The organism is Streptomyces olivochromogenes (assembly GCF_021538895.1).
In the GTDB taxonomy this organism is placed as follows: Bacteria; Actinomycetota; Actinomycetes; order Streptomycetales; family Streptomycetaceae; genus Streptomyces; species Streptomyces olivochromogenes_A.
Map to the genome: position 1 here is coordinate 76,117 of NZ_JADDRL010000002.1, position 14,773 is coordinate 90,889.

Consider the following 14,773-nt stretch of genomic DNA (forward strand, 5'->3'; position numbering starts at 1 on the left):
GTGCCCCCGGCGTACAACCGCACGCGGTTGCGAATCCGGACCTGACCCCGGAGTAGCCAAGGGTTGACAGCCCGAAGCGCTGAGTGCCGCTGTGAGCCTCTTGGAGCCCCCATCCGTATATCGGGACCCAATCGGGACCGGTTCAGGGCGGCACATGGGGACTCAGGTACCGGCAAACCCCCATCACTGTCGGCGCTACCGGTAGACTGGAAGCCAATCCCGCCCCACTCGTGGGGACCGTCCGGGAAAAGCTGAGCAACGCTGATCAAGGCTTACCAACGCAACATGCCGCAGCCGCTCCGGCAACCTCCCCCAAAGGGGGCGCCCCCAGGAGCCAGGCTCGTGCTGTGCCAGTGCCAGAAAGGGCGCTTCGTGGCCGATTCCGGCAACCCCAACGAGAACATCCCGTCCACCGACGCCGGCGCCGACGGCGCGGTGAACTCGTCGAACGGCGAGGTCACCACCTCGTACGACGCCAGCGCCATCACCGTCCTCGAAGGGCTGGACGCGGTCCGCAAGCGACCCGGTATGTACATCGGCTCCACCGGCGAGCGCGGTCTGCACCACCTGGTGTACGAGGTCGTGGACAACTCCGTCGACGAGGCGCTGGCCGGCCACGCGGACACGATCGACATCACGATCCTCGCCGACGGCGGCGTCCGGGTCGTCGACAACGGCCGAGGCATCCCGGTGGGCATCGTGCCCTCCGAGGGCAAGCCGGCCGTCGAGGTCGTGCTGACCGTGCTGCACGCGGGCGGCAAGTTCGGCGGCGGCGGTTACGCGGTCTCCGGCGGTCTGCACGGCGTCGGCGTCTCCGTCGTGAACGCCCTGTCGACCAAGGTGTCCGTCGAGATCAGGACGGACGGCCACCGCTGGACGCAGGACTACAAGCTCGGCGTCCCGACGGCCCCCCTCGCCCAGCACGAGGCCACGGACGAGACCGGCACCTCGGTCACCTTCTGGGCCGACCCGGACATCTTCGAGACCACCGAGTACTCCTTCGAGACGCTCTCGCGGCGCTTCCAGGAGATGGCGTTCCTCAACAAGGGTTTGACGATCAAACTCACTGACGAGCGCGAGTCGGCGAAGGCCACCGCCGGGGCGGACGAGGCGGGTGCGGACGAGAAGGACGAGGTCAAGACCGTCACGTACCACTACGAGGGCGGCATCGTCGACTTCGTGAAGTACCTCAACTCCCGCAAGGGAGACGCGGTCCACCCCACCGTGATCGACCTCGAGGGCGAGGACAAGGACAAGAGCCTGTCCCTCGAAGTCGCGATGCAGTGGAACAGCGGCTACAGCGAGGGCGTGTACTCCTTCGCCAACATCATCCACACCCACGAGGGCGGTACGCACGAGGAGGGCTTCCGCGCGGCCCTGACCTCGCTCATCAACAAGTACGCGCGCGACAAGAAGCTGCTGCGTGAGAAGGACGACAACCTCACCGGTGACGACATCCGTGAGGGTCTGACCGCGATCATCTCGGTCAAGCTGAGCGAGCCCCAGTTCGAGGGCCAGACCAAGACCAAGCTGGGCAACACGGAGGCGAAGACCTTCGTCCAGAAGGCGGTCTACGAGCACCTCAACGACTGGCTGGACCGCAACCCGAACGAGGCCGCGGACATCGTCCGCAAGGGCATCCAGGCGGCCACCGCGCGCGTGGCGGCCCGCAAGGCCCGTGACCTCACCCGCCGCAAGGGTCTGCTGGAGAGCGCGTCCCTGCCGGGCAAGCTCTCGGACTGCCAGTCCAACGACCCGACCAAGTGCGAGATCTTCATCGTCGAGGGTGACTCCGCCGGTGGCTCGGCCAAGTCCGGCCGCAACCCGCAGTACCAGGCGATCCTCCCGATCCGAGGCAAGATCCTCAACGTCGAGAAGGCGCGGATCGACAAGATCCTGCAGAACCAGGAGATCCAGGCGCTGATCTCCGCCTTCGGCACGGGTGTGCACGAGGACTTCGACATCGAGAAGCTCCGCTATCACAAGATCATCCTGATGGCGGACGCCGACGTCGACGGCCAGCACATCAACACCCTGCTGCTGACCTTCCTGTTCCGCTTCATGCGGCCGCTGGTCGAGGCCGGACACGTGTTCCTGTCCCGTCCCCCGCTCTACAAGATCAAGTGGGGCCGGGACGAGGTCGAGTACGCGTACTCCGACCGCGAGCGCGACGCGCTGATCGAGATGGGCCGCCAGCGCGGCAAGCGCATCAAGGAGGACTCGATCCAGCGCTTCAAGGGTCTCGGCGAGATGAACGCCGAGGAGCTGCGCGTGACCACCATGGACATCGAGCACCGCGTCCTCGGCCAGGTCACCCTCGACGACGCCGCCCAGGCCGACGACCTGTTCTCGGTCCTCATGGGCGAGGACGTCGAGGCCCGCCGCGCGTTCATCCAGCGCAACGCCAAGGACGTCCGCTTCCTCGACATCTGAGTCGGTCTCAGCTGACCGCACCAGGAAGGATCTTCACCAGCAATGGCCGACGAGAACACTCCAGACACTCCTGAGACCGAGGGCACCGAGGTCACCGTGCGCGTCGAGCCCGTCGGGCTCGAAACGGAGATGCAGCGCTCGTACCTCGACTACGCGATGTCCGTCATCGTGTCCCGTGCGCTGCCCGACGTCCGCGACGGTCTCAAGCCCGTCCACCGACGCGTCCTGTACGCCATGTACGACGGCGGCTACCGCCCCGAGCGCGGCTTCTACAAGTGCGCCCGCGTGGTCGGCGACGTCATGGGCAACTACCACCCGCACGGCGACTCCTCGATCTACGACGCGCTGGTCCGCCTCGCGCAGCCGTGGGCGATGCGGATGCCGCTCGTCGACTCCAACGGCAACTTCGGCTCCCCGGGCAACGACCCGGCGGCCGCCATGCGCTACACCGAGTGCAAGATGGCGCCGCTGTCGATGGAGATGGTCCGCGACATCGACGAGGAGACCGTCGACTTCACGGACAACTACGACGGCCGCTCCCAGGAGCCGACCGTCCTGCCCTCCCGCTTCCCGAACCTGCTGATCAACGGCTCCGCCGGTATCGCGGTCGGCATGGCGACCAACATCCCGTCGCACAACCTGCGCGAGGTCGCGGCCGGTGCCCAGTGGTGCCTGGAGAACCCGGAGGCCTCGCACGAGGAGCTCCTGGACGCGCTGATCGAGCGCATCAAGGGCCCCGACTTCCCGACCGGCGCGCTCGTCGTGGGCCGCAAGGGCATCGAGGAGGCCTACCGTACGGGCCGCGGCTCGATCACCATGCGCGCGGTCGTCGAGGTCGAGGAGATCCAGAACCGCCAGTGCCTGGTGGTCACGGAGCTGCCGTACCAGGTCAACCCCGACAACCTCGCGCAGAAGATCGCCGACCTGGTGAAGGACGGCAAGATCGGCGGCATCGCGGACGTCCGCGACGAGACGTCGTCCCGTACGGGCCAGCGCCTGGTGATCGTCCTGAAGCGGGACGCGGTCGCCAAGGTCGTCCTGAACAACCTGTACAAGCACACCGACCTGCAGACGAACTTCGGCGCCAACATGCTGGCGCTGGTCGACGGCGTGCCGCGCACGCTGTCCCTGGACGCGTTCATCCGGCACTGGGTGACGCACCAGATCGAGGTCGTCGTCCGCCGGACGCGCTTCAGGCTGCGCAAGGCCGAGGAGCGCGCGCACATCCTGCGCGGTCTGCTGAAGGCGCTGGACGCCATCGACGAGGTCATCGCGTTGATCCGGGCGAGTGACACGGTCGAGATCGCGCGTACGGGCCTGATGGAGCTCCTGGAGATCGACGAGATCCAGGCCAACGCCATCCTGGAGATGCAGCTGCGGCGACTGGCCGCCCTGGAGCGCCAGAAGATCATCCAGGAGCACGACGAGCTCCAGGCGAAGATCACCGAATACAACGCGATCCTGGCCTCGCCGGTCCGCCAGCGCGGCATCGTCAGCGCCGAGCTGGCCGCGATCGTCGAGAAGTTCGGCGAGGACCGCAAGACGATGCTGGTGCCCTACGACGGTGACATGTCCATCGAGGACCTGATCGCCGAGGAGGACATCGTCGTCACCGTCTCGCGCGGCGGCTACGTGAAGCGCACCAAGACCGTCGACTACCGGGCGCAGAAGCGCGGCGGCAAGGGTGTGCGCGGCACGAAGCTGAAGGAAGACGACATCGTCGACCACTTCTTCGTCTCCACCACGCACCACTGGCTGCTGTTCTTCACGAACAAGGGCCGGGTGTACCGGGCGAAGGCGTACGAGCTGCCCGACGCCGGCCGGGACGCGCGCGGCCAGCACGTGGCCAACCTGCTCGCCTTCCAGCCGGACGAGGCGATCGCCGAGATCCTCGCGATCCGCGACTACGAGGCGGCGCCGTACCTGGTGCTGGCCACCAAGGCGGGCCTGGTCAAGAAGACCTCGCTGAAGGATTACGACTCCCCGCGCTCGGGCGGTGTCATCGCCATCAACCTGCGGGAGCGGGAGGACGGTTCCGACGACGAACTGATCGGAGCCGAGCTCGTTTCGGCCGATGACGATCTGCTGCTGATCAGCAAGAAGGCGCAGTCGATCAGGTTCACTGCCACGGACGAGTCCCTGCGGCCGATGGGCCGTGCCACCTCGGGTGTCAAGGGCATGAGTTTCCGTGAGGGCGATGAACTTCTCTCGATGAATGTTGTTCGACCCGGTACGTTCGTGTTCACTGCCACGGACGGCGGGTACGCGAAGCGGACCCCCGTCGACGAGTACCGCGTCCAGGGTCGCGGTGGCCTGGGTATCAAGGCCGCCAAGATCGTGGAGGACCGCGGCTCGCTCGTCGGCGCGCTGGTGGTCGAGGAGACCGATGAGATCCTCGCCATCACGCTGTCCGGCGGTGTGATTCGTACGCGAGTCAACGAGGTCAGGGAGACGGGCCGTGACACCATGGGCGTCCAACTGATCAACCTGGGCAAGCGCGATGCCGTGGTCGGTATCGCACGTAACGCCGAGGCGGGTCGCGAGGCGGAGGAGGTCGACGGCGACATCGCCGTCGACGAGACCGCCGAGGGTGGCCCGGCCGTCGGCACGGACGAGGGTGACGCGCCCTCGTCCGAGTAGCACGAGGAGTGAGTCAGCGTGAGCGGAGCCACGGATGCCGGACATGCCGGTATGACCGGCATGTCGTCCGGCAACAATACGGACGGCAACGGCCGTGGCTCCGCCGCGCAGGCGATGGACTCACACACGACCCAACTGAAGGCGATCAAGTCCACCGACTCGCCCTCTCCTCACCAGCAGGGATCCCAAGGGGGAACCGTGACGGACACCCGAGGCTCGCAGGCCCAGCAGTACGCGGCTGGGGCGGGCCCCGCCGCTCCGGGCGCCCAGACCCAGCCGGTGGCCGGGGGCGCCGAGGCGCAGCACGGCTCGCCGCTGCCCGGTGAGCGCCAGTCGCAGCAGCACGCCGGGCCCTACCACCCGCCGCAGGCCTACCCGGCGCAGACCGCGGCGGGCGGCGTACGCCGCCCGCGCACCGGCGTGAAGACCGCGCCCCGCACCCGCAAGGCGCGGCTGCGCGTGGCCAAGGCCGACCCGTGGTCGGTCATGAAGGTGAGCTTCCTGCTCTCCATCGCGCTCGGCATCTGCACGATCGTCGCGTCCGCGGTGCTGTGGATGGTCATGGACGCGATGGGCGTCTTCTCGACGGTCGGCGGCACGATCTCGGAGGCGACCGGTTCGAACGAGGCGAACGGCTTCGACCTCCAGGCCTTCCTCTCGCTCCCGCACGTCCTGATGTTCACGTCGATCATCGCGGTCATCGACGTCGTCCTCGCGACGGCCCTGGCCACGCTGGGCGCGTTCATCTACAACCTCTCCGCGGGCTTCGTGGGCGGCGTCGAGCTGACCCTGGCCGAGGACGAGTGACGTACCGCGTCCTGGCAGTTCAAACCTCTGTTGACGGCCCCCCGACAACCGATTTTGGGACTGACCCGGTCGTGCGCTAATCTTCAGGAGTCAGCGCGCGGGACACACCGCAGAGCGCGGCGGGGCTATAGCTCAGTTGGTTAGAGCGCATCCCTGATAAGGATGAGGCCACAGGTTCAAATCCTGTTAGCCCCACCAATAAAAAGACCCCCGGTCCATCAGGATCGAGGGTCTTTTTACATCTGCGGCCGACCTCATCCGATGAGTGGGGCGACCGGCTTCCTCACGTGACCTTTGATGCCGCCTCCGACGCCGCAGCAGCAGAGCGACGGGGATCGCGCCGGCCAGGACCAGCCCGGTCGCTCCTCCGTAGAAGGCCAGGGATCTGCCGTCGGCAACGGCGTGTGCCCGGGCAGGACGCCCCTGACCACTGTGCCGTGGGAAAGTGATGCGGGCGCTGTAGGTCTCCTCGTACAGACCGCTCTTGAGGTGGAGCGTGGCCTTCCAGGGGCCATCGGCCACTTGGTCGGTGACCAGCATCGTCACCGTCTCGGGCTGGCCGGGCGCGAGGGTGGTGCCGAGCTGAACCGGGTAAGGACCGGCGTTGATACTTCCTGTCACCTTGGCCAGATCGAGGGTTCCGCTCAAGTCCAGAGCACGGCCGCCGGTGTTGTGAACGTGGGCCTTGACGACGGCACGCCCGAGCCGGTCGCGTTCGGCGGTCATCGTGTCCACCTTGAATTTGGTCGGCGGCGGATTGTGGCCGCCCACGGAGAGATACAGCCGGATCCCGGCGCGGTTGACCAAGGTGACGCCGGGGCCGTGTCCTCCGGACACCTGCGCCCGGACGACGCCGTACCTCTCGCCCGGCGCCGCGTCGCTGGGCACACGGATCGTCACGGACGTGCGGGCCGTGGAGTGGGCCGGCACCTTCAGCCGCTTCCTGTCCAGCGACGTCCAGGAGGTGAGTTCGTTCTTGTGTCTTCCGAATGCTCCGATGAACGAACCGTGCCTGATGCTTGCCGCGCTGGGATACATCGTCACGCGCGCCGGTTCGTCGGAGGTGTTCGCCACTTCCACGCGTCGGTGGATGGTCGTGCCGGGACGCAGGTCGTCGATGATGTACTGGCGCGCCCGGGTGTCGTCGACCAGGGACGCGGGAACGTCGACGAGCCGCACGAAGAAGCTGCCTCGACCGTCAGTGCCCTCCGTCGCGACCCGGGGTGCTGCGGCTGCGGACGGAGGGGCGCCGATGGTCCCGGCGAACGCCAGCAGGCACAGCGCTGAAGCCGGAATGTACTTGTGCACAGGAGAGCCTCGGTGGGGTGCCGTCAGGTCACGCCACGGAATGCGTGATGGTCGAGGTGTACGTGCCCGCGAGCGAGTTCGCGGGGACCGTGATCGAGATCGTCGGGTTCCAGGTGGCCGTGGCGGTGCCGATGACGCTCGCCTGGGGAGCGTGGTACGTGCTGGAGTTCGGCGCGGAGACCGAGATCGTGGTGTTGCTGGGACCGATGAAGTCCACTGCCTGTGCCGTGGTGGTCCAGCCCGCGGTGCCGCCGCGCTGGTCAGTCACGGTGACGTTGCCGAGTTGATTGGTGACCGACTGCGGGGTGGAGCTGACGGTGACCGTGCCGAGGTCGACCGGTCCCTGCGGCACTGTGATGCCGAGGCCGCCCCCCGTCACCTCCAGCGTCGCGGGGGTGTCTTCGGCGGACGCCGATGTGGGGCAGGCCAGAACGGCCAGGGTGGACAGCATCACAAGCAAGGGAATGCCACGGCGCATTCTCTTTTTCCTGATCCGGATCATTAGACACACCGGGCCCTCACGTCACCGCGGTCACGCGGGCGACGGCGCAGGCACTGCCTCAGGGCATGAAAACGCCCGACCGCTAGCGACGGGGGATGCACCAGCGATCGGGCTTGTGGCCACAGTAACAAGGCTGGATCCGCGGCGGGAGTCGACTGCTCGGCTGTGACGGCGAGTTGTGATCGGGATCACGCAAGCGCTGTCTGGGGTGAACGCTCCACGCGTACCTGCCGTCACTTCGGGCAGGGCGGCTCGTACGACAGCCGGGGCAGGTACTCGTGCCACTTCTCCGGTGTCAGGACGCCCCGGGTGATCGAGCAGATGCGGTCGATCGCCCGGTCGGTGTCGAGGTTCCACAGCCGGACGGTGTCGGCGCCGCTGGACACCCCGAGCAGGTGGCTGTTGGGACTGAACGACAGGAAGTTGCCCGTCCTGGCGTTCGGGCTCATCGACTGTCCGATCGGGGAGGCGTCGGCCGGGTCGGTGACGTTCCACAGCCGGACCGTGTCGTCGTTGCCGCCGCTGGCCAGCGTGCGGCCGTCCTGCCGGAACGTCAGCGACACGACCGCCTCGGTGTGGCCGGTGAGCGTGCGGCCCAGCCGGGTCGCCCGCGCGGGATCGGTGACGTCCCACAGCCGGACCGTGCCGTCGTCGCCGCCGCTGGCCAGCGTGCGGCCGTCCTGGCTGTAGGCGAGCGCGTTGACGGGAGCCAGATGCCCCTTGAGGGGCCTGCCGAGGAGCGTGGTGCGACGTGGGTCGGTCACGTCCCACAGCCGGACGGTGGTGTCGGCGCTGCCACTGGCGAGGGTGCTGCCGTCCGGGCTGAAGACGAGGGTGTCGACGTACCCCGTGTGCCCGGTGAGCGGCGCGCCCAGCGGGAGGAGACGGGAGGGGTCGCCGACGTTCCACAGCTGGATGGTGCGGTCGTCGAAGGCGGTCGCAAGGGTGCGCCCGTCCGGGCTGAACGCCAGCGCGTCGGGGCCCGCGAACCGGGTCCGCAGCGTGACCGGCGGGCCGGAGGCCACGGGGCGGGCCGGATCGCCGACGTCCCACAGCTGCACCCCGCGGCTCCCCGTCAGCACCGCGAGGGTGCGCCCGTCCGGGGAGAACACCAGGGACCGCAGATCGCCCTCCCCGGGCATGAAGGGCCTGTTCAGCAGGACGGGCCGGACCGGGTTGCGTACGTCCCACAGCCGGACCCGCCCGTCGCGGGCGGCCGTGGCGAGCACACGGCCGTCCGGGCGGAACGCCCCTATGCGGCCGATCATGTCCGACGTCGGGATCGACCACAGCCGGACCTTGTTGTCGCCGCTGCCGGTGGCGAGGGTGCGCCCGTCCGGGCTGAAGCCCACGGCGTACATCTCGCCGCTGCCGCCCGCGAGGGGCTCGCCGACCTGCGAGGGATAGGCCGGGTTGCGTACGTTCCACAGGCTGGCCGTGCTGTCCGCGCTGCCGGCGGCGAGCATGGTGCCGTCGGGGCTGAAGGCCACCGACCAGATCGGACCGGTGTGACCGGTGAGCGGGGCGCCGAGCCGAGTCGCGTGCCGGGGGTCGGCGACCTTCCACAGCCGGATGGTGTCGTCGGCGCTGCCGCTGGCGAGCGTGCCGCCGTCGGGGCTGAACGCCACGGAGTGCACGGTGCCCGTGTGGCCGGTCAGCGCCTGGCCGACGGACCTCGGGTGGGCGGGGTCGGCCACGCTCCACAGCCGGATCGTGTTGTCGTCGCCGCCGGCGGCCAGCGTCTGCCCGTCGGGGCTGAACGCCACGCAGCGCACGGCGGCCGAGTGGCCGGTCAGCTTGCCGAGCGCGGTCGGCCTGGCCGGCTCGCGTACGTCCCACAGGTGGACGGTGTGGTCCTCGGCGGCGCCCGCGAGGGTGTGGCCGTCCGGGCTGAAGGCGAGCAGATAGACCGTGCCGGCGTGGCCGGTCAGGGGTGTGCCGAGCGGGCGCGGACGGCCGGGGTCGGTCACGTCCCACAGCCGGACCGTGCCGTCGTCCGAGGCGCTGGCCAGGGTGTGGCCGTCGGGGCTGAAGACCGCGGTGCTCACCCAGCTGGTGTGGCCGGTCAGGGGTCCACCCAGTGGTGTGGGGTGGGTCGGGTCCGCGACGTTCCACAGGCGGACGGTGTGGTCGTAGCTGGCGGTGGCCAGCAGGCGGCCGTCCGGGCTGAACGTGGTGAGGTAGACGGCGCCGGTGTGGCCGAGGAGCGGGGTGGCCAGCGGCGCGTTCACGATCGAGACCAGGCGGTTGTTGGTCCCCTCGTCGCCGGGCCGCAGCCGGTGAGCCACCAGGTCGAGCTGGGCGGACAGCGACGGATCCGTGTACTGGACGCGGTCGGCCTCGGCCACCACCTGCTGGAACACGGCGTCGTCGCGCTGCTGCCGGGCGATCACCGCCGAGCCGACGGCCAGCAGCGCCAGGACGACCAGCGCCGACACCGCGCCCCGGCTGAGCCAGACGCTGCGCCGGCGCAGCCGGACCGAGGCGGCCAGGAACTCCACCGCGCCGCGGGTCAGGAAGGTGTCCCCGGCCGACTTCGCCCAGGTGTGGGCCTGCTCCAGCCGGGAGCCCCGGTAGAGCAGGGACGTGTCACGGTCGGAGTTCTCCCAGGCCCGGCCGTCCTCCTCCAGCCGCTGGCGCAGCAGGTTGCCGTTGCGGTCCTCGTCGATCCAGCCACGCAGCCGGGGCCAGGCGTGCAGCAGTGCCTCGTGGGTGATCTCCACGGTCTCCGCGTCCAGCGTCACCAGACGGGCGCGGACCAGCGCTTCGAGGGACTCCTCGGTCTTGTCCGGGTCGGTCGACTCGGCTGCCAGTCGGCGGCGGGTACCCCGGCGCCGGGTGGCCTGGGTGTCCTCGCCGAGCCGGACCAGCCTGAGCAGCAGCAGACGGGCGGCCGTGCGGGCCGCCGGGTCGAGATCGGACCAGGCACGCTCGGCGGTCGCCGCCACGGCTCCCTGGATACCGCCCGCCGCGCGATAGCCGGCCACCGTCAGCCGGCCCGCCTTGCGGCGCTGCCAGGTGGCGAGCAGGGCGTGGGACAGGAGCGGCAGCACGCCCGCGTCGTGGGCGCCGCGCGGGCCGTCGGCGCTCACCTCGCGGACGATCAGCTCCGCCAGCCCGGGTTCGAGCTCCACGCCCACGGCCTTGGCCGGGCCGGTCACCGCCTCGCGCAGCTCGGCGGTGGTCAGCGGGCCGAGGACCATGTGCCGGTGCTGCAGCGCGTCGGCGAGTTCGGGGTGGCGCAAGCACTGGTCGTAGAAGTCGGCCCGTATGCCGAGGACCACGAGCACGGGGGCCGGGTCGGCCGGGTCGGCCGGTGAGCAGGCGGCGTGCAGGAGCCGTACGAGGGTGCGTCGGCTCGTCTCGTCGGAGCAGAGGGTGAACGCCTCCTCGAACTGGTCCACGATCAGGACCGGACGGCTGGTGGAGGGCGACGCGCGCCGCGCCCAGGTGGTGACGGCCTTCCGCACCGCCTCCGCGAACCCGGCCCCTTCGGGGTCGGTCAGGGCATCGGCCAGTTCGGGGATCAGGCGGGTCAGTTCCGCGAGAGGATCCGCCCCCGGTACGAGCTGCACCACCACCCGGGCCGGGCCCTCGTCCTCGCCGAGCGCCCCGCGCTGCACGGCGGGCAGCAGACCGGCGCTGAGCAGGGAGGACTTCCCGGCTCCCGAGGCGCCCACGAGCATGACCAGGCCGCCCGTGCGCCGCACCGCGCGGAGCTGGGCGACGAGGGCGTCCGTGCTGCGCTCCCGGCCGAAGAACCAGCGGGCGTCCTGCCTGCGGTAGGAGGCCAGCCCGCGGTAGGGACAGACACCGGGCACGGCCGTGGGCTCGGCCGGGGTGTGCTCCTCTTCCTCCGTGGCCGCGCCGCCGACCACGGGGTCGGCCACCGCGCGCTCCCACAGGCGCTGCCACTGGGTCAGGTCGTACAGGCCGGCCGACACCGGGGTGGGGCGGGCGCGCCGGGCCGGGGGGATCAGGACGTGCAGCACCGCCGCGAGCGCGGCGAACTGGGCGGGTACGTTCTTCGCCCGCCGCCAGTCGCTGATCCGCTGGGCGGAGACTCGGACCGGACGGCCCCGCTCGTCGACCCGGTGGAGCCGCTCGACGGCCTCGGCCACGCGCTTGAGGGGAGGGTTGCCGGCCTCCTTGTACAGCAGCGCGAGACGTTCCGCGAAGGCCGTGCGTGTCCCTGAGTCGGAACTCAAGGTGTCCACCCCTAACTTCCCGCCGCACCTGGACATCCGGACCGGAAAACTCACTTTATACGGCTGACCTGCGGTAAAGCCCGTGTCTTCGGGACCGGATCCTCCTCCTGGAGAGCCAAAACTGGCAGGATCTCGATGCAGTCGCCGCTCCGCCGAGCGGCACCCGGACAGGCCACCAGCACAGCGTTCGACGCGGCGCCGCACGACGCCACTCGTTCTCGGACAGCTTCCGCCGAAGCCACGAGACGGGTGGCGAGGGTCTCGTCGCGCGGGCTGGACGGACCCGTGCGACAACCGGTCCCGCCGGACCGCTGTCCGCCGACCACGGGTTTGGCCTCTCCCCGATCCGTGCCGTTATTTCACGGCACGGATCCCCGGCGCCCGCGCCGTTCGGTACCGGTCCCCACGTGGGGAGGGACCGGTACCGAACGGCGCCGGGTCACATCACTTGGCCCGGCGCGCATCCTGAGAGGCGCAGGGTCCGCGTCAGCCGATCCGGTCCGCTTCCCGAGAGGCTCACCCCTGCGTCGGCCGGTCTGCTTCCCGAGTGGCGCAGGCCCCCGTCACCAAGTCCGGTCTGCTTCCCGAGTGGCGCAGGCCCCCGTCACCAAGTCCGGCCTGCCTCCCGGGCGGTGCAGGCCCCGTCACTGAGTCCGGCCGTCTTCCGGGGGTGCAGCCCCTGTCACCCGGACCGGCCCCCTCCCGAGCGGCGCAGCCTCCGTCACCCGGACCGGCCCCCTCCCGAGCGGCGCAGCCCCCGTCACCCCGTCCAGCCCGCCTCCCGAGCGGCCATGCCCGCCCGTGTTTCCGCCTCGTCGGCCGCCGTGTTCAGGGTCGTGTTCCTGCCGCCCGCCGTTCCGCCGGCGGCGACCGCGGCTGCCTGGGAGGCGGCGAGGGCCGTGCGTAGGGCCTCGGTCGCCTTGGTGGCGCCGTCCGGCGGCTGGGCCGCGTGGGCGACCTGGGCCGCCAATGCCGCCGCGGCGGCCGCGTTGCGGGCGCAGCGGGCGTCCGCGGCGGGGTCGGGGGTCCGGCCGGTGAGGGCGTCGAGCGAGGCGGCGGACAGCAGCAGCGCGTGGGCGGCCCGGCCGACGGGGCTCTTCGGCACGGTCTCGGCCGCGTCCGGGCCGATTCCGGCGTGCCGGCACGTGGCCGCGGCGCGTTCCTGCGCGCTGCGTGCGCGGGCGGCGTGGATCGCCCTGAGGGCGTGCGCCGAGGTCGCGGTCCGTACGTCTTCGGGTTCGGCCATCGCCGTCTCCTCACCTGTCGGGACGAGCACCGGGCGCGGGCAGGGTGGCACGCCGGCGGCGAAGAGGCCAGAGAAGGTCCGCCCCTTGCTGGGGCCGCCTTCTCCCCCTAGCCTGAAATCTGATGGACCGTCAGATTGACCGGAGTCCCGGCAGACAGCAGGGGGTAGGCATGGCAACCATCCCGACGGACGCGGAGGATCTGCCCAGGGTCATCAGCGTGGACGACCACGTCATCGAGCCCGCGCACCTCTTCGAGACGTGGCTTCCGGCCAAGTACCGCGACAGGGGCCCGAAGCCGCTCACCGCGGGCATCGGCGACCTTCAGTACATCGGCGGGAAGTACCGGTTCTCCACGGACCCGGACGGCCAGATCACCGACTGGTGGGAGTACGAGGGGGAGCTCTTCCCGTACAAGCGCATCATCGCCGCCGTCGGCTTCTCGCGTGACGAGATGACGCTCGACGGCATCACCCGGGAGCAGATGCGGCGGGGCTGCTGGGACCCGAAGGCGCGGCTGGCGGACATGGACATCAACCACGTCGAGGCCTCGCTCTGCTTCCCCACGTTCCCGCGTTTTTGCGGGCAGACCTTCGCGGAGGCCAAGGACAAGGAGGTCGGCCTGGCCTGCGTGCGCGCCTACAACGACTGGATGGTCGAGGAGTGGTGCGGCGACAGCGGCGGCCGGCTCATCCCGCTGTGCCTCATCCCGCTGTGGGACGTCTCCCTGGCCGTCGCCGAGATCCGGCGCAACGCGGAGCGGGGCGTACGGGCCGTGACCTTCAGCGAGATCCCGACGTACCTGGGGCTGCCGTCGATCCACTCCGGCTACTGGGACCCGTTCTTCGCGGCCTGCGAGGAGACCGGGACCGTGGTCAACATGCACATCGGGTCCTCGTCGCAGATGCCGGCGGCCTCCCCGGACGCGCCGCCCGCCGTGCAGGCCTCGCTGAGCTTCAACAACGCCATGGCGTCGATGATGGACTTCCTCTTCTCCGGGGTGCTGGTGAAGTTCCCGCGGCTCAAACTCGCCTACAGCGAGGGCCAGATGGGCTGGATCCCGTACGCCCTGGAGCGCGCCGACGACGTGTGGGAGGAGCACCGGGCCTGGGGCGGGGTGAAGGACCTGATCCCGGAGCCGCCGTCGACGTACTACTACCGGCAGATCTTCTGCTGCTTCTTCCGCGACAAGCACGGCATCGAGGCGATCGAGACCGTGGGCGTGGACAACGCGACCTTCGAGACGGACTACCCGCACGTCGACTCCACCTGGCCGGAGACCAAGCGCGTCGCGCAGGAGCACGTGGGCGGCCTGTCCCCGGACGTGGCCTACAAGCTGCTGCGGGGCAACGCGATCCGCATGCTGGAGCTGCCCTTCGAGTAGCCGGGGCCGCCCCTGGGAAGGGAGCACGCATGAAGGTCTCCGTCGACCCCGGCCTCTGTTACGGCTCCGCCGAGTGCGTCCACCGCGCGCCGTCCGTGTTCGCCTTCGAGGACGACTACGGCGTCGTCCGGGCCGGCCGCGAGGACAGTGGCGAGGACCCGCTGGTGCGCGAGGCGGCCGAGCGCTGCCCGTCCCAGGCCATAAGGATCACCGGGGCCATAGGGATCACCGGGAACGGCTGAGCACC

Annotated in this window: 9 protein-coding genes and 1 tRNA gene; 6 read left to right on the forward strand and 4 right to left on the reverse strand. The window is 70.1% G+C overall.

Annotated features, from left to right (window positions below; genetic code table 11):
- The first annotated feature begins 372 nt into the window (after window positions 1-372).
- The 4 genes from gyrB (at window position 373) to IPZ69_RS01450 (ending at window position 6,078) form a co-directional block, all read left to right on the forward strand.
- Complete coding sequence (gene gyrB, locus IPZ69_RS01435; RefSeq protein WP_308407416.1) at window positions 373-2,433, forward strand: DNA topoisomerase (ATP-hydrolyzing) subunit B; 2,061 nt, start codon at window positions 373-375, stop codon at window positions 2,431-2,433.
- A 42-nt stretch (window positions 2,434-2,475) separates the two neighbouring features.
- Window positions 2,476-5,073, forward strand: a complete 2,598-nt coding sequence (gyrA, locus tag IPZ69_RS01440) for a DNA gyrase subunit A (RefSeq protein ID WP_235451762.1) — start codon at window positions 2,476-2,478, stop codon at window positions 5,071-5,073.
- Window positions 5,074-5,091: 18 nt separating this feature from the next.
- Complete coding sequence (locus IPZ69_RS01445) at window positions 5,092-5,880, forward strand: DUF3566 domain-containing protein (RefSeq protein WP_235451763.1); 789 nt, start codon at window positions 5,092-5,094, stop codon at window positions 5,878-5,880.
- A 121-nt stretch (window positions 5,881-6,001) separates the two neighbouring features.
- Window positions 6,002-6,078 (forward strand) — tRNA-Ile (locus tag IPZ69_RS01450).
- On the opposite strand, the gene IPZ69_RS01455 is transcribed toward IPZ69_RS01450, so the two are convergent.
- The 4 genes from IPZ69_RS01455 to IPZ69_RS01470 all read right to left on the reverse strand — a co-directional run bounded on the left by IPZ69_RS01455 (window position 6,067) and on the right by IPZ69_RS01470 (window position 13,144).
- Window positions 6,067-7,059, reverse strand: coding sequence for a DUF916 domain-containing protein (locus tag IPZ69_RS01455; RefSeq protein WP_235451764.1), 993 nt, complete (start codon window positions 7,057-7,059; stop codon window positions 6,067-6,069). The genes IPZ69_RS01450 and IPZ69_RS01455 overlap by 12 nt on opposite strands.
- 157 nt (window positions 7,060-7,216) lie before the next feature.
- Window positions 7,217-7,639 (reverse strand): hypothetical protein, encoded by a 423-nt coding sequence (locus IPZ69_RS01460; protein WP_235451765.1) that lies wholly within the window; start codon window positions 7,637-7,639, stop codon window positions 7,217-7,219.
- 284 nt (window positions 7,640-7,923) lie between these two features.
- On the reverse strand, window positions 7,924-11,907 hold the full coding sequence (locus IPZ69_RS01465) for an nSTAND1 domain-containing NTPase (protein ID WP_235451766.1): 3,984 nt from the start codon (window positions 11,905-11,907) through the stop codon (window positions 7,924-7,926).
- Window positions 11,908-12,658: 751 nt separating this feature from the next.
- Complete coding sequence (locus tag IPZ69_RS01470) at window positions 12,659-13,144, reverse strand: hypothetical protein (RefSeq protein WP_235451767.1); 486 nt, start codon at window positions 13,142-13,144, stop codon at window positions 12,659-12,661.
- A gap of 170 nt (window positions 13,145-13,314) precedes the next feature.
- On the opposite strand from IPZ69_RS01470, the gene IPZ69_RS01475 reads away from it, so the two are divergent.
- The gene (locus tag IPZ69_RS01475; RefSeq protein WP_235451768.1) at window positions 13,315-14,526 is read left to right on the forward strand and encodes an amidohydrolase family protein; all 1,212 of its coding nucleotides are present in this window, start codon (window positions 13,315-13,317) and stop codon (window positions 14,524-14,526) included.
- A 29-nt stretch (window positions 14,527-14,555) separates the two neighbouring features.
- Window positions 14,556-14,768 carry a ferredoxin gene (locus tag IPZ69_RS01480; protein WP_235451769.1) on the forward strand — a complete coding sequence of 71 codons (213 nt, stop codon included), beginning with the start codon at window positions 14,556-14,558 and terminating at the stop codon, window positions 14,766-14,768.
- The last annotated feature ends 5 nt before the right edge of the window (window positions 14,769-14,773 follow it).

Bases quoted from the DNA above. Each gene is read 5' to 3' on its own strand.
- gyrA (WP_235451762.1), top strand. From the start codon at position 2,476: ATGGCCGACGAGAACACTCCAGACACTCCTGAGACCGAGGGCACCGAG.
- IPZ69_RS01460 (WP_235451765.1), bottom strand. From the start codon at position 7,639: ATGCTGTCCACCCTGGCCGTTCTGGCCTGCCCCACATCGGCGTCCGCC.
- IPZ69_RS01470 (WP_235451767.1), bottom strand. From the start codon at position 13,144: ATGGCCGAACCCGAAGACGTACGGACCGCGACCTCGGCGCACGCCCTC.
- IPZ69_RS01475 (WP_235451768.1), top strand. From the start codon at position 13,315: ATGGCAACCATCCCGACGGACGCGGAGGATCTGCCCAGGGTCATCAGC.
- IPZ69_RS01480 (WP_235451769.1), top strand. From the start codon at position 14,556: ATGAAGGTCTCCGTCGACCCCGGCCTCTGTTACGGCTCCGCCGAGTGC.